This window comes from Pantoea sp. MT58, from assembly GCF_014495885.1.
GTDB lineage: Bacteria > Pseudomonadota > Gammaproteobacteria > Enterobacterales > Enterobacteriaceae > Pantoea > Pantoea eucalypti.
Genome location: NZ_CP061083.1, coordinates 3,940,887 through 3,962,059, shown reverse-complemented (window position 1 = coordinate 3,962,059; position 21,173 = coordinate 3,940,887). Strand labels below are relative to the sequence as shown.

Below are 21,173 nucleotides of genomic sequence, written 5' to 3'. Positions count from 1 at the left end.
GAAATGAAACGTAAGCCATTCTGGATGGGCTGGATCTGCTCTGTTTTACTGCTGACCTGCAGCGCGCAGGCGAGTGCCAGCGGCTGGGACACGTTTAAAGGTCGTTTTCTGACGGCGGAAGGGCGGATCACGGACACCGCCAATAACAATGTCAGTCACACCGAAGGTCAGGGTTATGGCATGTTGCTGGCGGTAGCCAACAATGATCGCGCCACGTTTGACAGGTTGTGGCAGTGGACACGCACCCAGTTAGGTAATCCGCAGACCGATCTCTTCTACTGGCGCTATGTGCCAGGCAGTGACAATCCGGTTGCTGATAAGAACAACGCCTCGGATGGTGATGTGCTGCTGGCCTGGGCGCTGCAGCGCGCTGCTCAGAAATGGCAGGTGGAGAGCTACCAGCAGGCATCTGACCGTATTCAGCGCGCCATCATCAAGCTGGATGTCACGAACTTTGGCGGCTATACCGTCCTGCTGCCGGGCGCGCAGGGTTTCAATAAAACCAGCTATGTGGTGCTTAACCCCTCTTATTTCCTGTTTCAGGCGTGGCGTGAGTTTGGCGAGCGCAGTCATCTGCAGGTCTGGGATAAGCTGATTAATGATGGTTTTACGCTGCTGGGTAAGCTGAGGTTTGGCAAAACCGGTCTGCCGCTGGACTGGGTTGCGCTGAATGCCGACGGTTCGGTTGCCCCGGCTGTCGGTTACTCAAACCGCTTCAGTTACGACGCGATTCGCGTACCGCTGAACATCTGGTGGTATGACCCGCACAGTCTGGCGCTGGTGCCGTTTCAGCGCGTCTGGCAGGGTTATAGCCGTATGCTGACTCCCGCCTGGTTCGATGTGCTGGCGAATGCACCTGCACCTTATCATCTGGAGGGCGGTCTGCTGGCGGTGCGCGACCTCACGCTGAATGAGACCGGCCATCTGAGCGATAAGCTGGCTGCGGATCAGAACTACTTTTCTGCCAGCCTGCAACTGTTGACCTGGCAGGCGTTTCAGGAGAAGCGCTGATAACGGGCAGAATGGCGACGCTGGCCGCTGTTCTGCCGGAAGCCGGAGAGGGGATCCAGCCAGGCCGCCACAGCCGCTGGTTCCCTACGCAGATTTTAAATAATCCCGATCGGGAAAAAGCCGGACTTTTCAGACGGTAAAAAAGTCAGTTTATGGGATATACTGGCGGGCATTGTACTGTCTGCTATCTGGGCTTTTTTCATCGTCAGGAGAGAATTTTTGCGCGTAAGCCGGTCACTTACGATAAAGCAGATGGCGACAGTTTCGCTGGTTGCGATTATCACCATCAGTATCTTTATCGTCATCCAACTGTTTCATTTTGTGCAGCAGCGCAGGATTGACTACGCCCAGCAGATGGAGAATATCGCGCACACCGTCCGTCAGCCGCTGTCGGAAGCGGTGCTGCGCGCCGATATTCCTCAGGCCGAACGTATTCTTCACTCCCTGAAACCGGCCGGTATTTTATCGCGCGCCGATGTGGTGCTGCCGAATGCGTTCCAGGCTCTGCATGCAGATTTCGAGGTGGAAAAACCGGTGCCGCGTCTGGTCGCCCGCCTGTTTGAGCTGCCGGTGCAGATTACCCTGCCGCTCTATTCAGTCGAAAATACCGGGATGCCGAAGCCGCTGGCCTATCTGGTGTTGCAGGCTAACTCGACGCGCGTCTACCAGTTTATCCTCAGCACGCTCTCGACCATGATTATCACCTATCTGTTGCTGGCGCTGATTCTTTCCGTGGCGATCAGCTGGTGCATTAACCGGCTGGTGGTGCATCCGCTGCGCAATCTCTCTCGCGAACTGCAGGAGCTGCCGCCCCAGTCGATTCTGACGCACAAGCTGTCGCTACCGCAGAGCCACCGCGATGATGAAATCGGTATGCTGGTCCGTAGCTACAACCGCAATCAGCAGGTGCTGGAGTCAATCCATGATGAGATGAGCCGGCTGACGACCCATTTTCCCGTCACCGATCTGCCCAACCGCACTCTGTTTCTGGCGCTGGTCGATCAGTGCATGCGCATGCCTGAACAGTCACTGGGTCTGATGGTCATCCGCATTGAAACCCTCCAGGAAGCTAACGGCGTACTCAGCGATGAGCAGCGCGATACACTGATGCTGACGCTGGTGGAGAAGATCCGTAATACCCTGGACGACCATACTTTGCTGGCGCAGACCGGGACCAGCGATTTTGTCCTGCTAATGAAGCGTGCAAGCAATCCGTTCCGCGCGCTGCGTCTGGCGCGTAATCTGATGATTCGCCTGAATCAGCCGGTTAACCTACATCAGCTCCAGCTGCGCCCTAATCTCAGCATCGGTCTGGCGCTGCATGAGGATCAGCCGCTGAGTGCGAATGAGCTGCTTGACCGCGCGACGTCGGCGATGATGTCGGCCCGTCATCAGGGCAAAAATCAGATCCTGTTCTTTGATGCCGCACTGACCGAGCGCGCGCAGAAGCGTCTGACTCAGGAGCATGACATCCTGCAGGGTCTGCATGATGATCAGTTCGCGCTTTACCTGCAACCGCAGGTCGATATGCGGACCGGCGCGTTAACCGGCGCCGAAGCCCTGTTGCGCATGCGCCAGCCAGACGGCAGTTATGGTCTTACCGAAGAATTTATTGCCAGCGCCGAAGAGATTGGCGTGATTAGCGCGATAGGTCGCTGGGTGTTTGAAGAGGCGTGCCGCATTCTGGCTGGCTGGCAGCGGCAGGGCATTATGCTGCCGCTGAGTGTGAATATTTCCGCTGTGCAACTGCGGGACACCGGCGTGGTCTCTCATCTGCAAGCCCTGCTGACGCGCCACCGCATCGCACCCGACACGCTGGTGCTGGAAGTGACAGAGACCGCTCAGCTTGATGATGCAGAACAGGCGATGTCGATGCTGCGCCTGTTGCAGCAGACTGGCGTCGCCGTGGCCCTGGATGATTTTGGCATGGGCTACTCCAACCTGAACTATCTGCATCAGCTGAAAGCGTTGCCGGTAAACAAGCTGAAGATGGATCGCAGCTTCGTGGCGGCGCTACCGCATGACGACACAATGGTCCGTATCGTCGCGGCTATCGCCGAGATTATCCACCTTGAAGTGATTGCCGAAGGCGTGGAAACAGCCGAGCAGCGCGACTGGCTTCTGGCGCGCGGTATCGCTATCGGGCAGGGCTATCTCTACGCTGAAGCCCTGCCTCTGACCCGATTTAATCAGGCGTGGATTGAAAACTCCTCACTGCCGCAATAATTGCCTGATTCATTGATTTTGCGAGAATTTTAGTTACAAAACCCCTTGCTGAAGCGTTTCAGTTCAGAATTACGATCCCAGGGTTTCCTGGGCGTTTGTCACCCTGTATTAATCACGTAAACAGAGTGTTATTTTCGGGTTACTGTCAGGCGCTACCTCTGTTGCCTGACAGTCACAATAACGAATCCGACAACATCACCTCACGGCGTTAGTGGACACCTGTTTATGAAAACCTCACTTTTTAAAAGCCTTTATTTCCAGGTGCTGATGGCGATTGGCATCGGCGTTTTGTTAGGCCATTTTCACCCGGAGTTAGGGACCCAGATGAAGCCGCTGGGAGATGCCTTTGTTAAGTTAATCAAGATGATTATCGCCCCGGTCATTTTCTGTACCGTGGTGACCGGCATCGCTGGCATGGAAAGCATGAAAGCGGTAGGACGGACCGGTGCGGTTGCGCTGCTCTATTTTGAAATTGTCAGCACCATCGCGCTGCTTATCGGCCTGATCGTGGTGAACGTGGTGCAGCCAGGTGCCGGGATGAACGTTGATCCTGCCACGCTGGATGCCAAAGCTGTGGCGATGTACGCGCAGCAGGCAGAGCAACAGGGTGTCGTCGCTTTCCTGCTGGATATTATCCCCAACAGCGTGATTGGCGCCTTTGCCAGCGGCAACATTCTGCAGGTACTGCTGTTTGCCATTCTGTTTGGTTTTGCCCTGCATCGTCTGGGTAACACCGGCACGCTGATTTTCAACGTGATTGAAAATTTCTCAAAAGTGATTTTCGGCATTATCAACATGATCATGCGTCTGGCACCGATAGGGGCATTTGGCGCAATGGCGTTCACCATCGGTAAATACGGCGTGGGTTCACTGGTGCAACTCGGCCAGCTGATTATCTGTTTCTATATCACCTGTATTCTGTTTGTGGTGATTGTGCTGGGGCTGATTGCGCGTCTGTTTGCCGGGTTCAGCATCTTCAAGTTTATCGCCTACATAAAAGAAGAGCTGCTGATTGTGCTGGGGACTTCCTCTTCCGAATCTGCGCTGCCGCGCATGCTGGATAAGATGGAGAAGCTGGGCTGCAAGAAATCGGTGGTCGGGCTGGTGATTCCCACCGGCTATTCCTTTAACCTGGACGGCACCTCGATTTACCTGACCATGGCGGCGGTATTTATTGCTCAGGCGACCAATGCGCACATGGATATCTTCCATCAGATTACGCTGCTGGTGGTGCTGCTGCTCTCTTCCAAAGGTGCGGCGGGGGTAACCGGTAGTGGATTCATCGTGCTGGCGGCGACGCTCTCTGCGGTGGGCCATCTGCCGGTGGCGGGTCTGGCGTTGATTCTCGGTATTGACCGCTTTATGTCCGAAGCCCGTGCGCTGACTAACCTGATTGGTAACGGTGTAGCGACCGTGGTGGTGGCGAAATGGGTCGACCAGCTGGATCATAAACAGCTGACCGATACGCTGGCAGGCCGAAATAAAGAGAATAAAGCGACTGAATCTTCAATTTAATCATTGAATTTAACTTAAATCCCCACAAATGCCCGCTGTCGCTTGCCCTGACAGCGGGCATTTGCATAATAAACCCCACTTGTTTTTTTTGACGTTTTTCACTTCGTTACGCGACATCCTGAGCTTCCTGTGGTCAAACACTTTGTTGTTGGATAACAGCGCGATTCGGCGCCAGCCGATTCGTTAATAACAGCGGCAATATGCGCCAGTGATAACAATATTTGAATTATTTGAGTAGGGGTTCACATGCAGGGCACCAGAATTCGGCTTTTGGTTGGTGGATTAGTGCTGGCAAGCAGCTTTGGTCTCCAGGCAGAAACGCTGCAACCGGATCCGGCCTGGCAGGAAGGCAAGCTGGATAATGGATTTAACTGGCAGTTACTGGCCACACCGCAACGCCCCAGCGACCGCATTGAACTGCGGCTGGTGGTGAATACCGGTTCGCTGGTAGAGAGTGCGCAACAGACGGGCTTCAGTCATCTGCTGTCGCGCCTGGCGATGGTGCATAACACCGCGCTTGATAACAACCAGCAACGCGCGCTATGGCAACAGGCGATGGATCCACAGCGTCCGCTGCCGCCTGTCATTACCTCCTATGACTCCACCCAATATAATCTGAGTCTGCCGAATAACCGTCCCGAACTGCTGAAAGAAGCACTGAACTGGCTGGCGGCCACGGCGGGCAATATGGCTATCACCGAACAGGTGGTCAACACTGCGCTGGCCGCCTCCGATCCGGTGGCGACCTGGCCGAAAGATTCGCAGGATGTCTGGTGGCGCTACCGCCTGAAAGGCTCTGCGCTGCTGGCGCACGATCCCGCCGCGCAACCGCGCGCACCTGTCGATTTAACCCAGCTCAACGATTTTTATCATCAGTGGTACACCCCGGATGCGATGACGCTCTACGTTGTTGGCAATGTTGATAGCCGGAACCTTTCTGAGCAGATCAACAAAACCTTCTCGGCGCTAACCGGGAAACGTGAAACGCCTGCACCTCTGCCCACCCTGTCGCCGCTGCCGCACGAGCCGGTGAATCTGGTGAGCAGCAACATGACGCAGGATCGTCTCTCACTGGTGTGGGATACGCCGTGGCAACCGATTCGGGACTCCCAGAATCTGCAACGTTACTGGCAGGGCGACCTGGCCCGTGAAGCGCTGTTCTGGCATGTCCAGCGTGCGCTCAGCGACAGCAAGGCGCAGGGCATCCAGGTGGGATTTGATTGCCGCGTGCTCTATCAGCGTGCGCAGTGCTCGATCAACATGGACGGGCGCAACGACAACCTGGCGCAGAATATGAATCTGGTGGCGCGCGAGCTGGCGAACGTGCGTGATAAAGGCATTCCGCAGGAGGAGTTTGATGCGCTGATGGCGCAGAAGCTGCTGGAGCTGAATAAGCTCTTTACCACCTATGCCCGCACCGATACTGATGTGCTGATGAGCCAGCGCCTGCGATCTCAGCAGAACGCCGTGGTCGATATTGCGCCTGAGCAGTATCAGAAGCTGCGTCAGACTTTCCTGGCCGGCCTGACCCGTGAACAGTTGAACCAGGAGCTGCGCCAGCAGCTGACGCAGGAACTGATGATGGTTCTGATTCAGCCGGAAGGCGAAGCGGAAACTAACGTGAAGAGCCTGCAGGAGAGCTGGGACAAAGTAATGTCACCGGCAACGGCACCGGCGACCAGCAATGAAGCCAGCCCGCCGGATAGCAACGTCAAAGACGTTCCGCCCGCCGCTTAACGTCAGGTTTTTGCCCTGAGCCACTCGGTCACTAACATCGGCCAGCTGGCGAGGGGCAAATCTGCCACGCCACGGATACCAAATCCGTGCCCGCCTTTCTGATAGAAATGCACCTCTGCCGGCACCTTATGCTCACGCAGCGCGCCAAAAAACGCCATGCTGTGATTCACCGAGACATCATCATCGTCGGCGGCGTGGATCAACAGTGTCGGTGGCACCAGCGGATGAACACGGGTTTCCATTGAATAGGCTTCAATGGTTTTCTGATCCGGCCACGCACCCAGCAGGCGGGTTCTGGCACCCTCATGGGCAATGCCATCACGCATGCTGATCAGCGGATAAACCAGCACCATCGCATCCGGACGCGGCGAGAAGTTTTCTGCGCCATCCTGCACCGGATAGAGTTTCTCTGCGAAACGCGTTCCCAGACTGGCTGCCACGTGGCCGCCCGCCGAAAAGCCCATCATCACAATGTATTTACCGTTCAGGCCACGCTGTGCCCGTTCACGCAGGACGCGAACCGCACGCTGCGCATCGGCCAATGGCGCGTCGGGACCTTCATGATGTCCATCATAGGGCAGGCGATAGGTCATGACCGCCAGGGTGTAACCCATCGATGTAAAGAAGGTGGCCAGGGCGCTGCCTTCACGATCGATCATCACGCGCTGATAGCCACCGCCCGGTGCAACCAGCAGGGTAATCCCGTTTGATTCGACCGGATGCCAGATCGCCATCTCCGGGCAACGTACGCCGGTCGCTGCGCGATCGTAAGGCTCATACTCTTTTGCCATATCGACGATCTGCGGCTCTGCGCGCGAATCGCTGGCGCCTGGCGCATCACCGTGTGGCCAGATATTAATAATTTCTGTGTGCATAAATAGATCCTGATGCGGGGAATATTTTAATTGTTTTGTTCGCGGCCGGAGAGAACAGCGTCCTGCTGTCTTTTGATTAAAAGATGGTCTTTTTTCAGGCAGTCGTCCATCCGAAAAGGGCAAATCTGACCAGATTCGGACTATGCCTGGTGGTGGATCTATTTATATAAATGATTAATTTTAATCAATAAATTATAAGGCGGATTGAAGAGGGATGCCGCTGGAAGTCCGCTATTAACCACGAATTTGCAGCTTAAGGTAAATGGCTGGCATGGCTCGCTTTGTTAGCCAAAATTTACCGGATATCACGCTGTGTGCTGTTCAGACAGCATAATGATTTTACCGCCAGAATCACGTTCACTTCGCTGCAGGGGCTTAAGTGCCAGTCTCATTTGGGAATGTTCAGCGTCGGGCAGTTTCCTGTTGGTTGATGAGGTTTAACATAACATCAGCCGTTCATTCACAACGGTAAGATGAATTCCATGTTTGATAACGATCTCTCTACCCGGCAAACCTTCTCTCGTTTGTGGCCGACGATTTCTCCCTTCAGACTGGGGCTGGTGGTTGCGGGTGTCGCCCTGATCGTCAACGCAGCAATCGATCCATTGATGCTGACGTTGCTGAAGACGCTGCTTGACGATGTGATTGGCAGGAATAACCACGGCATTCTGATCTGGATGCCGCTGGTGATTATCGGGCTGATCCTGGTCCGCGGTGTGAGCGGCTATATCTCCAGTTACTGTATCTCCTGGGTGTCAGGCAAAGTGGTCATGGCCCTGCGTTGTCGACTGTTCAGCCATATGATGGGCATGCCGGTGGCTTTTTTTGATCAGCAATCAACCGGCACGTTGCTCTCCCGTATCAGCTACGACTGCGAACAGGTCGCCTCCTCTTCGTCCGGTTCGCTGGTGACGGTGGTCCGTGAGGGAGCCTCTATTCTTGGCCTGTTTGTGATGATGTTCTACTACAGCTGGCAGCTTTCCCTGATCCTGCTGGTGCTGGCACCCATTGTGTCGCTGGCGATTCGCATCGTCTCCAGGCGCTTTCGCGGTATCAGCAAGAACATGCAGAACACAATGGGGCAGGTAACGTCTCATGCAGAGCAGATGCTGAAAGGTCATAAAGAGGTACTGATGTTCGGCGGCCAGCAGGTCGAGACGACCCGCTTCGAACAGGTCAGCAACAACATGCGTCGTCAGGGGATGAAAATGGTCTCAGCGACCTCGCTCTCCGATCCCATTATTCAGCTGCTCGCCTCCTCTGCGCTCGCCTTTGTGCTCTATGCGGCGAGTTTTCCCTCTGTGATGGCCACACTGACGGCGGGTTCTATCAGTGCGGTGTTTTCCGCCATGCTGATGCTGATGCGTCCGTTAAAGTCACTGACTAACGTTAACGCCCAGTTCCAGCGCGGTATGGCTGCCTGTCAGACACTGTTTGCCATCCTGGATACTGAACAGGAAAAAGATGAAGGAACATACGTGGTTGAACGCGCGACCGGCAATATAGAATTTCGCGATGTCACCTTTACCTATCCGGGATCGGAAACGCCCGCGCTGGAGCATATTAACCTGACCATTCCCGCCGGTAAAACTGTGGCGCTGGTGGGCCGTTCCGGTTCGGGTAAATCGACTCTCGCCAGCCTGCTGACACGCTTTTACGACATCGACAGCGGAGAGATTTTGCTGGATGGTCATGCGCTGCGTGACTACACCCTGGCCTCGCTGCGTGAGCAGGTGGCACTGGTCTCTCAGCACGTTCACCTCTTCAACGACACGGTCGCCAACAACATCGCTTATGCCCGTACCGACGTCTTCAGCCGTGAAGCAATCGAAAAGGCGGCACAGATGGCCCATGCTATGGAATTCATTAATAAAATGGATAACGGACTGGATACAGTGATTGGGGAGAACGGGGTGCTGTTGTCGGGTGGGCAGCGCCAGCGCATCGCGATTGCCCGCGCCCTGCTGCGCGACAGTCCAATTCTGATCCTCGACGAGGCGACCTCGGCGCTGGATACCGAATCTGAACGCGCCATTCAGTCTGCGCTGGAGACGCTGCAGCAGAACCGGACCACGCTGATCATCGCTCACCGGCTTTCGACCATTGAAAAGGCCGATGAAATTCTGCTGGTAGAGGAGGGGAGGATTGTGGAGCGCGGCTCGCATCAGCAGCTCCTGCAGAAGAACGGCGCGTATACACGGCTCTATAAGATGCAGTTCAGTCAGCCGCTGTGTGCGTAAGAGGTGTGAATGCCAGAAGCTAAAAAATGCGCCTCCGGGCGCATTTTTCGTCATCTGCATTCGCAGTCCATCTTCACGACGCTAACGGCTACAGCATCATTCAGGCATCGCCTCTGCCGGAATTATCGCGCCGCGATGCTGAATCACGATACTGGCTGTCAGATGCCCACGCTGCGCGGCTTCCTCCGCAGAAGCCCCGGTCAGACGGCGCGCCAGATACCCGGCACTGAATGAATCACCGGCAGCAGTCGTATCGATCACTTTCTCTTTCGCCAGACGCACCGCAGGCACATCAATCAGCGGCGCATCGCCGGTGACCACCAGACAGGAGTCGGCACCGCGCTTAATCACGATTTCGCTGGCGCCCGCCTGACGGGTTCGTGCGATAACCTCTTCCAGCGGCGCTTCGCCCCACAGCAGATGCTCATCATCCAGTGTCAGGAAGGCGATATCGGTACAGTTCAGCATGGCGCGATATGCAGCCTGCGCACTGGCGCGATCGGCCCATAAACGCGGGCGGTAGTTATTATCAAAAATCACCTTGCCGCCATTTGCCCGGCAACGGGCCAGTAGCGTCATTAGCTTCTCACGGCTGGACGGCGGCAGAATAGCCAGACTGATGCCGCTGAGATAGAGATAATCGTAGTGCGACAATTGCCCGGCTATCTCCTCAGATTGCGGGCTATCAAGCCAGTAACGCGCCGCAGCATCGCTGCGCCAGTACCAGAAAGTACGCTCGCCATCGGCATCCGTTTCAATCACATACAGGCCCGGCATCTTATTATCGAGGCGCTGGATCAGGTCCGTATTCACCTTCTCCTGCTGCCAGGCGGCGATCATCTGATCGCTGAACGAATCCGTTCCCAGCGCAGTGACATAATCGACCCGCAACTGCTGCTCATCGACCTGGCGGGCGAGATAAACTGCCGTGTTAAGCGTATCGCCGCCAAAGCCCCGTTTGATGTTCTCACCCTTTTCGGACAGCTCAATCATGCATTCGCCAATAATGGCGATTTTCTTGTGCGTCATGGTTTCAGACCTGTAGTGAAATATCGTCCTAGTCTCGCGTCTGGTATGGCAGACGTCAATGATTTTAAAACGCCGTTTTAATTTAACTTAAGGCATGAAACAGCCTCGATCTGGCAGATAAACGCGGCTAACGTCGGCTTGTTTAGCCGATTATGTTAGCGAGACGGCTGATAAACTCGCCGTTTTATATTGCCATGCCGTTCATCTTAATATCACAGGCACTTTTGATAATCGCTCAGTCATCCATTTTGGGGACTTGTTACCACTCAGGGAAATAGCATGGTGATGGAGAGTATTAGCCAATGGCTGCCGTCTTCAAACGACCTTAAACTCCACCCGGAAACCCCGCTCTTCTGGCAACAATGTCATCGACGCTATCGGTTTCAACCCATCTACCGGGTTACCGGTCAATTACTTGCCATTGAACTCCTGACCGCCGTGTCGCATCCTTCTGAACCGGAACGGAATCTTTCGCCTGAAGCCTGGTTTGCCGGACTCGATATCGCCCGGCGCCTGGATGTCGTGCATGAGCAGCTTGAACTGCTGGCAGAATGGAGCGCATTTTTTAAGCGCAGTGATGTGGTCGCTTCGGTCAACATAGACGGTCCTTCACTGCTCGCCATTCAGCAACGACCCGCCATTCGCCGCCTGATTGCCCAGCTGCCCTGGATACGGTTTGAGCTCACCGAGCATCAGGCGCTGCCGCAGGAGGAGAAAGTGGCGAAAATACCGGAACTGGGGCCGCTGTGGCTGGATGATTTTGGTTCAGGTATGGCAAATTTCTCAGCGCTGACTGAACTGAAATATGATTACATCAAGCTGTCGCGCGACCTGTTTATTATGCTGGGCACGACGGATGAAGGGCGGAGTCTCTTTTCGATGCTGCTTGCACTGATTAATCGTTACTGTAACGGTGTCATTGTTGAAGGGGTGGAAACGGAAGCGCAGTGGCAGCAGGTCAAAGCGTCGCCTGCGATTGCTGCACAGGGCTATTACTTTTCGCGTCCCGTCCCCTTTTCTGAATTGAATCACCTCACTCTCCAGCTTCCCTGATGCCGTTGCTCGTGGTCTCGACTATCTTTAACGCAGACCGTGAATGTGCAAGGAGAAAGCGTAATGTCGCGTACCGGGAAAATCGTCAGCTGGGTAGCAGGTATTCTGGTGCTGTTGATTGTGGTGATTATCGTTGTGATCGCTACCTTTGACTGGAACCGCCTGAAGCCCACCATTAATCAGAAAGTCTCAACAGAATTAAACCGTCCCTTTGCGATACGCGGGGATCTGGGCATCGACTGGGCACGAAATCGCGACGAGGCCGGCTGGCGGCGCTGGGTGCCGTGGCCGCAGATCCATGCGGAAGATATTATGCTGGGCAACCCGCCTGACATTTCTGACGTCACCATGGTGCATCTGCAGCGTGTAGACGCCACGCTGTCACCCCTGTCGTTACTGCATAAAGAGCTGTTCATCCCGTGGATTAAGCTGCAGCGACCCGATGCGCGACTGATCCAGACCGCCGATAAAAAGAACAACTGGACCTTTACCCTTGCTGACAGCGACAAGGATGAGAAGAATGCTGCGCCATCGGCCTGGTCCTTCCGTCTGGATAATATTCTGTTTGATCAGGGCCAGATTCGTTATCGCGACGCCATTAACCGCGCCGATGTCACGGTACAGGTCAATCCACTGGGCAAACCGGTGCCGTATACGCAGATCGCCGGAGGCGATGACCAGCAGAAAGGCGCAGGCGACTTTGTCTTTGGCTGGCAGGCCAGCGGCACCTACAACAACGAGAAACTCACTGGCGACGGCAAGATTGGGGGCATGCTGTCATTGCGAAGCCAGAACACCCCCTTCCCGATTCAGGCCGATGTGCGCAACGGCACCACGCGGGTTCAGGTGACTGGCGGTTTGCAGGATCCAATGAACCTCGGCGGGCTTAACGTGCGACTACGCTTCTCGGGCGATACGCTGGCTAATCTTTATGGCCTGACCGGTGTTCTGTTGCCTGACACACCGCCTTATGAAACTGACGGCCATCTGATAGCGAAATTCAATGGTAAAAAGGGCGCGGTCTACCGCTATGAGAAATTCAATGGTCACATTGGTGACAGCGATATTCATGGCTCGCTGATCTACAGCCAGGTCAAACCTCGCCCGACGCTCAGCGGCGAAATGACCTCTGAGCAACTGCGTATGGCCGATCTGGGTCCACTCATTGGCGTGGACTCCGGTAAAGGCAGTGAAAAAACCGCGCAGGCTAAAGCGCGTCGCGGTGAGAAATCGAACCAGCCTGCTGACCGCGTGCTGCCGCATGATAAATTCGAAACCAAAAACTGGGATGTGATGGATGCCGACGTGAAGTTCAGCGGCAAACGGATCGAACACAGCAATTCACTGCCGTTAAGCGATCTCTATACCCACTTACAGATGAAAAACGGCGATCTGCTGCTGGACCCGCTGCGCTTTGGTGTGGCGGGCGGCAATCTCAACAGCACTATCCGACTGGAGGGTGACCACTCGCCAATGCGCGGTCGGGTTGACCTTCATGTTCGTAAGCTGCAACTGCGTCAGCTCTTCCCGACGGTGGAGGCGATGAAGAACAGCCGTGGTCAGCTCAATGGCGATGCCAGCTTTACCGGCACCGGTAACTCAGTGGCCGACCTGCTGGGAACCAGTAACGGGCAACTTAAGCTGCTGATGAATGACGGTCTGATCAGCCGCAGCCTGATGGAAATTGCTGGTCTCAATGTCGGTAACTATGTGGTGGGTAAACTGTTTGGCGATGACCAGGTGCGCATCAACTGCGCCGCCACCGATCTCAAACTGCAGAATGGTGTGGCAACGCCCAACCTGTTTGTGTTTGACACCGAGAACGCGATTATCAATGTCTCCGGCAACGCAAACTTCGCCAGCGAGCGGCTTGATTTGTCGGTGAATCCGGAGAGTAAAGGCATTCGCATCGTGACGCTGCGCTCGCCGCTCTATGTGCGCGGCACCTTTAAAAATCCTGATGCGGGCGTGAAAACGGGGCCACTGCTGGCGCGTGGTGCCGCTGCCGTGGCGCTGGGCGCGGTCGTAGGTCCTGCAGCGGCGCTGCTGGCACTGATCTCTCCAAGTGATAACGAAGATAACCAGTGCAGCACCGTCCTGCAGCAGATGAAGCAGAAGAAGTAACTAGTTGCGGTAGAGCACTTTGATAATGTGATAACCAAAGCCGGTCTTTACCGGCCCGTAAGGCGTCAGCAGCGGGCAGGTAAAGACCGCTTTATCAAAGGCCGGTACCATCTGTCCCTGCCGGAACTCGCCCAGATCGCCACCCTTCCGGCCGGAAGGACAGGTTGAGTGCTTCTTTGCCAGCTCCTGAAAATTGCCGCCTTTCGCCAGTTTCGCCAGAATCTCTTTTGCCAGCGCTTCCTCTTTAACGAGGATGTGTAAAGCCGCCGCGGTTTTCGCCATGTTGATATCTCGGTTGTGTATAATTGCCGCCCAGTATAAACCCCTTTCTTTTGATCTAATCAGGCGATTTCTCCTATGCGTTTAAACCCCAGCCAACAACGTGCCGTCGAATTTGTTACCGGTCCCTGTCTGGTGCTGGCGGGCGCGGGATCGGGCAAAACCCGCGTGATTACCAATAAAATCGCCCACCTGATTCGTGAATGCGGCTATCAGGCGCGCCATATCGCTGCGGTGACCTTTACCAATAAGGCCTCGCGCGAAATGAAAGAGCGTGTGGCGCAAACCCTGGGCCGCAAAGAGGCACGCGGCCTGCTGATTTCGACCTTCCATACGCTGGGACTGGAGATCATCAAACGCGAAACCGCGGCGCTGGGCATGAAGTCCAACTTCTCCCTGTTCGACGATCAGGATCAGCTTGCGCTGCTGAAAGAGCTGACCAAAGAGTGGCTGGAAGAGGATAAGACGCTGTTACAGCAACTCATTTCCACCATCTCGAACTGGAAGAATGATCTGATCGATCCGCAGGGTGCCGCCGCGCTGGCGCGTTCGCAACAGGATAATATTTTTGCTCACTGCTATGCCCTTTACAGCCAGCATCTTAAGTCGTGCAACGTGCTCGATTTCGATGACCTGATTCTGCTGCCGACGCTGCTGCTGCAGCGTAATCAGGAGGTGCGTGAACGCTGGCAGCAGCGTATCCGCTATCTGCTGGTGGATGAGTATCAGGACACCAACACCAGTCAGTATGAGCTGGTTAAACTGCTGGTTGGCGCACGGGCGCGCTTCACGGTGGTCGGCGATGACGATCAGTCCATCTACTCCTGGCGTGGTGCGCGGCCGCAGAATCTGGTGCTGCTGAATCAGGACTTCCCTGCGCTGGAGGTCGTGAAGCTGGAGCAGAACTACCGCTCTTCGCAGCGCATCCTGAAGGCGGCGAATATCCTGATTGCTAACAACCCGCACGTCTTTGAAAAAAAATTGTTTTCGGAACTGGGGCAGGGCAGCGAGCTGAAAGTGCTGACCGCTAACAGCGAAGAGCATGAGGCGGAACGGGTGACCGGCGAACTGATCGCACATCACTTTATCAACCGGACGCAGTATAAAGATTACGCGATCCTCTATCGCGGCAATCATCAGTCACGGACCTTTGAAAAGTTTCTGATGCAGAACCGCATCCCTTATCGCATCTCTGGTGGCACTTCGTTCTTCTCGCGACCCGAGATCAAAGATCTGCTCGCCTATTTGCGCGTGCTGACCAATCCTGAAGATGACAGCGCGTTCCTGCGTATCGTCAATACGCCGCGCCGTGAGATTGGCCCGGCTACGCTGCAGAAGCTCGGTGAGTGGGCCAATCTGCGCAGCAAGAGCCTGTTTAATGCCAGTTTTGATGTCGGCCTGGGGCAGACGCTAAGTGGCCGTGGTCTGGAGCATCTGCAGCGCTTCACCCACTGGCTGAATGAGATTATCCAGCTCACTGAACGTGAACCCGTGAATGCGGTGCGCGATTTGATCCGCGGCATCGACTACGAAAGCTGGCTGTTCGAAACCTCCGGCAGTCCGAAAGCCGCCGAAATGCGGATGAAGAACGTCAACACGCTGTTTCAGTGGATGACACAAATGCTGGAAGGCACTGATATTGATGAGCCGATGACGCTGGCGCAGGTGGTAACGCGCTTTACTCTGCGCGACATGATGGAACGCGGTGAAAGTGATGAAGAGCTGGATCAGGTACAGCTGATGACGTTGCACGCCTCTAAAGGACTGGAGTTCCCCTATGTGTTCCTGGTGGGCATGGAAGAGGGGCTGTTGCCGCATCAGAGCAGCATTGATGAGAACAATATCGAAGAGGAGCGACGGCTGGCTTACGTCGGGATCACCAGGGCGCAGAAAGAGCTGACCTTTACCCTGTGTCGTGAACGCCGGCAATATGGCGAGTTAATCCGGCCTGAACCCAGCCGTTTTCTGCTGGAGCTGCCGCAGGACGATTTGCAATGGGAGACCGAGCGCAAAGTGGTCAGCGCGGAAGAGCGGATGAAAACCGGACAGAGCCGTGTCGCCGGTCTGAGAGCGATGCTGGATAAGGCGAAAAAGAGTTAAACCGGTGCAGGAGGCGAAGACATTTCGCCTCACACGGGTACCATTACGACAGGGTTAACAACCAGTGGACGTAAGACTGATAGTGGCTTTCCTGCTCCAGCAGTTCGCTGCGCAGCGGATGCGCTTCCAGCCAGCCTGCGGGCAGGGTCAGATGCAGGGCATCGTCGTCTGCCTGTAGCCGCACAGCAGGCAGGGTGTCGTCGCGACGGCGGGTGGAGAAAATAATCGCCAGTCGCAGCAGACGGCACATCCTTTCCGCCAGACGCGGCGGCAGGGCGTTTTGCTGGGTCAGCAACGCCAGGTCGATGCTGCCGCTCTGGTTTTGCAGCAAACAGGCCAGCAGCTTCTTCTGCGCCGGTGTGAAGCCGGGAAGGTCGAGGTGACGGACCAGATACGCCGCGTGCTGTGGCGCATGACGGAAGTCGACGCTCAGGCCGATTTCGTGGATCGCGCAGGCGCTGAGCAACAGCTCACGGCAGCGCTGATCCAGCTTCCACGGCGCAGAAACCTGACGGAAGAAACTTTCTGCCAGTTGACGCACGCGGTCTGCCTGTTCGACATCGATGCTGAAACGGCGCTGGACGTTGTGCAGCGTGCGGGTGCGGATATCGCGGTCAATAGGCAGATGCAGCATGCCGTAGACCAGTCCTTCCCGCAGTGCGCCGCCCGCCAGTGTCATGCTATCAATGCTGAGTTCCTGGAAGATGGCGATCAGGATCGACAGGCCACTGGGGAAGACCAGCGCCCGCTCCAGCGTCAGCCCTTCGATTTCCAGCTCTTCCAGTTTGCCGCACTGAATAGCGCGCTGCTTCAACTGCTGCAGTTTATTCAGCGTGATGCGCTCATCCATGCCCTGCGCCACCATGATCTCCTGCAGTGCCTGAACCGTGCCGGATGCCCCGACACAGGCCTGCCAGCCCTGTTCACGCAGTTGCGCTGCCACGGGCTGGATCATCTCACGCGCCGCCAGTTCGGCCTGATCAAAGTTCTCTTTGGCCAGGTGACGATCGCTGAAGAAGCGCTCCAGCCACGTCACACAGCCCATCGACAGACTAAACAACACCGAAGCATGTGAGCCATCGCCGGTGGCCAGCTCGGTGCTGCCGCCGCCGATATCGACCACTAAACGCTGGTCGGACCCGCCCGTGGTGTGGGCCACGCCCTGATAGATCAGGCGCGCCTCTTCTTCACCGCTGATAACGTTGATAGTACAGCCGAGAATCTGTTGAGCCGTATCAAGAAAGGTCTGCGCATTGGCAGCCAGACGCAATGTGGCGGTCGCCACCACGCGAATCTGATCGGGGGGAATATCCTGCAGTTGTTCAGAGAAGAGTCTGAGGCATTGCCAGCCACGCGACATCGCATCGGCTGACAGCAAGTTATTTTTATCCAGGCCGGCAGCAAGGCGAACCTTGCGCTTTATTTTTGCGATGGTCTGAATACTGCCAGAGACCTCGCGCACCACCAACATATGAAAGCTGTTAGATCCTAAATCAATCGCTGCATAAAGTGACGATGCGCTTAGCATGGTGCCCTAACCTGAACGTTTACGGTTGTTGTTGCGAGGCGCGCCGCGACGATTGGCGTTATTTCCCCCGCGACGCGGGCCGTTGCCGGAACGACTGCGTTGCAGACGCTTAGGCGGCGGTAAATCAGTTAACAACGCTTCACTGCTGTACTTGCTGACCGGGATGCTATGGCCAATGTACTCTTCAATCGAAGGCAGGTTCAGCGCGTACTCTTCACAGGCCAGGCTGATAGAGTGTCCGCTGGCGCCCGCACGACCGGTACGGCCAATACGGTGAACATAATCTTCACAGTCGTCTGGCAGATCGTAGTTAAAGACGTGGGTTACCGCCGGGATGTGCAGGCCGCGAGCTGCAACATCAGTTGCGACCAGAATATCTACATCGCCTTTGGTGAAGTCATCCAGAATACGCAGACGCTTCTTCTGAGCAACGTCGCCGGTCAGCAGGCCGACGCGGTGTCCATCAGCAGCCAGGTGGCCCCAGACATCTTCACAGCGGTGCTTGGTGTTGGCAAAAATAATGGCGCGATCGGGCCACTCTTCTTCCAGCAGGGTCTGCAGCAGGCGCATTTTCTCTTCGTTAGACGGATAGAAAAGCTCTTCCTGAATGCGATGGCCGGTTTTTTGTTCCGGTTCCACTTCCACATATTCAGCGCTGTTCATGTGCTCAAATGCCAGTTCACGGACACGATAAGAAAGGGTGGCCGAGAACAGCATGCTCAGACGCTGGGTAGCCGGCGGCATGCGACGGAACAGCCAGCGAATATCTTTAATAAAGCCGAGATCGAACATGCGATCGGCTTCGTCCAGCACCATAACCTGAATAGCACCGAGATTAACGTGATTCTGTTTCGCGTAGTCGATCAGGCGACCGGTGGTTGCCACCAGAATATCAACGCCCTGCTCAAGCACTTTCAGCTGTTTGTCATACCCGTCTCCGCCATAGGCGAGACCCAGTTTCAGGCCGGTTGAGGCGGTAAGGGGTTCGGCATCTGCATGAATCTGCACAGCAAGTTCACGCGTCGGCGCAAGAATTAATGCCCGTGGCTGGTTAACCTGACGGCCTTCCGCCGCAGGATGAGAGAGAAGATGATGAAACGTTGACGTCAGAAACGCCATCGTTTTGCCGGTACCGGTTTGCGCCTGGCCTGCAACATCACGCCCTGAAAGCGTAAAAGGCAGAGCTAACGCCTGAATCGGCGTGCAGTATTGAAAGCCTTTAGTATCAAGGGCTTCCACCACTTTTGGGTGCAGGGCGAAGTCGGAAAACTTCTGTTCAGTTAAGTGTGTTTTGCTCATAGTGTGGTAGAATATCAGCTTACTATCGCTTTACGAAAGCGTATCCGATGAAATAAAGTCAACCAACATTGGTATATTTTACGCCAATTCGCCAGGCATAATCTTGTGGAGTAAAACATGAGCAGCGATAAAATCGTTCATCTGACTGATGACAGTTTCGACACCGACGTGCTGAAAGCCGACGGCGTTACACTGGTAGATTTCTGGGCTGAATGGTGTGGTCCTTGCAAAATGATCGCGCCAATCCTTGATGAAGTTGCAGAAGAGTATGATGGCAAGCTGACCATCGCTAAGCTGAATATTGACGATAACCCAGGCACGGCACCGAAGTATGGCATTCGTGGTATCCCGACGCTGCTGCTGTTTAAAAATGGCGAAGTCGCCGCGACCAAAGTGGGCGCGTTGTCTAAAGGCCAGCTGAAAGAGTTCCTGAACGCCAATCTGGCGTAATGCAGGACTGAATGTCTGGCAGTGGTGAATTTATCTCCTGCTGCTGGACGTTCACTTTCAGGCGTGCTAAGTTACCAATACTGCATTACGAACTTACCTTGTAGTTAGCATCTAAAGTTTTCCCTTGTTGAACCCTGTCGCCCTGTACCTTATAAAGATAGAACGGTTCAGCAATCTTACGGTTAGCTCCAACTCTGGCATCACATTCGGACACCTTCTTGCATACCGATCGCCATTCCATACGATGATCGTCGGGAAGAGCCGAAAAGAGCCATTAACGGCATGGATTAATTGCCATACCACTCACGACAAACATTCCGAGTATTACCCCGAGTTTAAGAACCCATCACTATGAATCTTACCGAATTAAAGAATACGCCGGTTGCTGAGCTGATTACTCTCGGCGAAAATATGGGACTGGAAAACCAGGCTCGTATGCGCAAGCAGGACATTATCTTTTCAATCCTGAAGCAACACGCAAAAAGCGGCGAAGACATCTTCGGTGATGGCGTGCTGGAGATCCTTCAGGATGGATTTGGATTCCTCCGTTCCGGAGACAGCTCCTACCTCGCCGGCCCCGATGATATCTACGTTTCTCCCAGCCAAATCCGCCGTTTCAACCTCCGCACGGGTGACACCATCTCTGGCAAAATCCGTCCACCAAAAGAAGGTGAACGTTATTTTGCGCTGCTGAAAGTTAACGAAGTTAACTACGACAAGCCGGAAAACGCGCGTAATAAGATTCTGTTCGAAAACCTCACGCCGCTGCACGCAAATAAACGTCTGCGTATGGAGCGGGGTAATGGCTCAACGGAAGATTTAACCGCACGCGTACTCGATCTGGCCTCGCCAATCGGTCGTGGTCAGCGTGGTCTGATTGTGGCACCGCCGAAAGCCGGTAAAACCATGCTGCTGCAGAATATCGCGCAGAGCCTGGCGTATAACTACCCGGATTGCGTGCTGATGGTGCTGCTGATCGATGAGCGTCCGGAAGAAGTGACCGAGATGCAGCGTCTGGTGAAAGGCGAAGTTATCGCTTCAACCTTCGATGAGCCAGCTTCACGCCACGTTCAGGTTGCTGAAATGGTGATCGAAAAGGCCAAGCGTCTGGTTGAACACAAGAAAGATGTCATCATCCTGCTCGACTCAATCACACGTCTGGCGCGTGCCTACAACACCGTGGTTCCTGCTTCAGGTAAAGTCCTGACCGGTGGTGTGGATGCCAACGCCCTGCATCGTCCAAAGCGTTTCTTTGGTGCTGCACGTAACGTGGAAGAGGGCGGTAGCCTGACCATCATCGCGACCGCGCTGGTTGATACCGGTTCTAAGATGGACGAAGTGATTTACGAAGAGTTTAAAGGTACCGGTAACATGGAACTGCATCTCGCCCGTAAAATTGCTGAAAAACGCGTCTTCCCGGCGATTGATTACAACCGCTCTGGTACGCGTAAAGAAGAGCTGCTGACCTCTCAGGAAGAGCTGCAGAAGATGTGGATCCTGCGTAAGATTATTCACCCAATGGGCGAAATCGACGCAATGGAGTTCCTCATCAACAAGCTGGCGATGACCAAAACCAATGATGAATTCTTCGACATGATGAAGCGTTCTTAATCCGGGATTGCCAGGCCGAAGCACAGATTCGGCTTTTTTAGTCCAGATGCGCAGAAAATCGACCTTACGCCACGTCTCAACGTGGCGTTTTTCATT

Annotated in this window: 15 protein-coding genes; 10 read left to right on the top strand and 5 right to left on the bottom strand. The window is 55.0% G+C overall.

Translation table 11 applies throughout. From position 1 onward, the window contains the following. The first annotated feature begins 3 nt into the window (after positions 1 to 3). The 4 genes from IAI47_RS18595 (at position 4) to IAI47_RS18580 (ending at position 6,489) form a co-directional block, all read left to right on the top strand. Positions 4 to 1,011, top strand: a complete 1,008-nt coding sequence (locus tag IAI47_RS18595; protein WP_003851988.1) for a glycosyl hydrolase family 8 — start codon at positions 4 to 6, stop codon at positions 1,009 to 1,011. Positions 1,012 to 1,230: 219 nt separating this feature from the next. Beyond that, the gene (gene hmsP, locus IAI47_RS18590) at positions 1,231 to 3,237 is read left to right on the top strand and encodes a biofilm formation regulator HmsP (protein ID WP_003851984.1); all 2,007 of its coding nucleotides are present in this window, start codon (positions 1,231 to 1,233) and stop codon (positions 3,235 to 3,237) included. Positions 3,238 to 3,462: 225 nt separating this feature from the next. Continuing rightward, positions 3,463 to 4,752: a dicarboxylate/amino acid:cation symporter gene (locus tag IAI47_RS18585; protein ID WP_187961160.1), complete on the top strand. Its 1,290-nt coding sequence runs from the start codon at positions 3,463 to 3,465 to the stop codon at positions 4,750 to 4,752. A 246-nt stretch (positions 4,753 to 4,998) separates the two neighbouring features. Beyond that, entirely contained in the window at positions 4,999 to 6,489 is a 1,491-nt protein-coding gene (locus IAI47_RS18580) for a pitrilysin family protein (protein WP_008926420.1), read from the top strand. Between the two features lie 2 nt (positions 6,490 to 6,491). Here the strand turns inward: IAI47_RS18580 and IAI47_RS18575 are convergent, their stop codons facing one another. Beyond that, the gene (locus IAI47_RS18575; RefSeq protein WP_003851978.1) at positions 6,492 to 7,364 is read right to left on the bottom strand and encodes an alpha/beta hydrolase; all 873 of its coding nucleotides are present in this window, start codon (positions 7,362 to 7,364) and stop codon (positions 6,492 to 6,494) included. Between the two features lie 482 nt (positions 7,365 to 7,846). Here IAI47_RS18575 and msbA point away from each other — a divergent pair, with 482 nt between their 5' ends. Next, on the top strand, positions 7,847 to 9,604 hold the full coding sequence (gene msbA, locus IAI47_RS18570) for a lipid A ABC transporter ATP-binding protein/permease MsbA (protein ID WP_008926421.1): 1,758 nt from the start codon (positions 7,847 to 7,849) through the stop codon (positions 9,602 to 9,604). A 96-nt stretch (positions 9,605 to 9,700) separates the two neighbouring features. On the opposite strand, the gene IAI47_RS18565 is transcribed toward msbA, so the two are convergent. Then, the gene (locus tag IAI47_RS18565; protein ID WP_003851975.1) at positions 9,701 to 10,633 is read right to left on the bottom strand and encodes a sugar kinase; all 933 of its coding nucleotides are present in this window, start codon (positions 10,631 to 10,633) and stop codon (positions 9,701 to 9,703) included. 279 nt (positions 10,634 to 10,912) lie between these two features. Here IAI47_RS18565 and pdeH point away from each other — a divergent pair, with 279 nt between their 5' ends. Next, complete coding sequence (pdeH, locus tag IAI47_RS18560; protein ID WP_008926422.1) at positions 10,913 to 11,686, top strand: cyclic-guanylate-specific phosphodiesterase; 774 nt, start codon at positions 10,913 to 10,915, stop codon at positions 11,684 to 11,686. Positions 11,687 to 11,749: 63 nt separating this feature from the next. Then, positions 11,750 to 13,810 (top strand): AsmA family protein, encoded by a 2,061-nt coding sequence (locus IAI47_RS18555; RefSeq protein ID WP_003851971.1) that lies wholly within the window; start codon positions 11,750 to 11,752, stop codon positions 13,808 to 13,810. Here IAI47_RS18555 and ppiC read toward each other — a convergent pair whose 3' ends face one another. Beyond that, positions 13,811 to 14,092, bottom strand: coding sequence for a peptidylprolyl isomerase PpiC (gene ppiC, locus IAI47_RS18550; RefSeq protein WP_008926423.1), 282 nt, complete (start codon positions 14,090 to 14,092; stop codon positions 13,811 to 13,813). Positions 14,093 to 14,167: 75 nt separating this feature from the next. Here ppiC and rep point away from each other — a divergent pair, with 75 nt between their 5' ends. After that, the gene (gene rep / locus IAI47_RS18545) at positions 14,168 to 16,189 is read left to right on the top strand and encodes a DNA helicase Rep (protein ID WP_008926424.1); all 2,022 of its coding nucleotides are present in this window, start codon (positions 14,168 to 14,170) and stop codon (positions 16,187 to 16,189) included. Between the two features lie 43 nt (positions 16,190 to 16,232). Here rep and gppA read toward each other — a convergent pair whose 3' ends face one another. Both gppA and rhlB read right to left on the bottom strand, forming a co-directional pair. Then, complete coding sequence (gene gppA, locus IAI47_RS18540) at positions 16,233 to 17,717, bottom strand: guanosine-5'-triphosphate,3'-diphosphate diphosphatase (protein ID WP_003851967.1); 1,485 nt, start codon at positions 17,715 to 17,717, stop codon at positions 16,233 to 16,235. Positions 17,718 to 17,723: 6 nt separating this feature from the next. Then, entirely contained in the window at positions 17,724 to 19,016 is a 1,293-nt protein-coding gene (gene rhlB, locus IAI47_RS18535; RefSeq protein WP_003851965.1) for an ATP-dependent RNA helicase RhlB, read from the bottom strand. 117 nt (positions 19,017 to 19,133) lie between these two features. Between rhlB and trxA the strand changes: the two genes are divergently transcribed. Together trxA and rho are read left to right on the top strand one after the other, a co-directional pair. Then, positions 19,134 to 19,466: a thioredoxin TrxA gene (trxA, locus tag IAI47_RS18530; protein WP_003851963.1), complete on the top strand. Its 333-nt coding sequence runs from the start codon at positions 19,134 to 19,136 to the stop codon at positions 19,464 to 19,466. A gap of 351 nt (positions 19,467 to 19,817) precedes the next feature. After that, the gene (gene rho / locus IAI47_RS18525; RefSeq protein ID WP_003851960.1) at positions 19,818 to 21,077 is read left to right on the top strand and encodes a transcription termination factor Rho; all 1,260 of its coding nucleotides are present in this window, start codon (positions 19,818 to 19,820) and stop codon (positions 21,075 to 21,077) included. Positions 21,078 to 21,173: the final 96 nt, after the last annotated feature.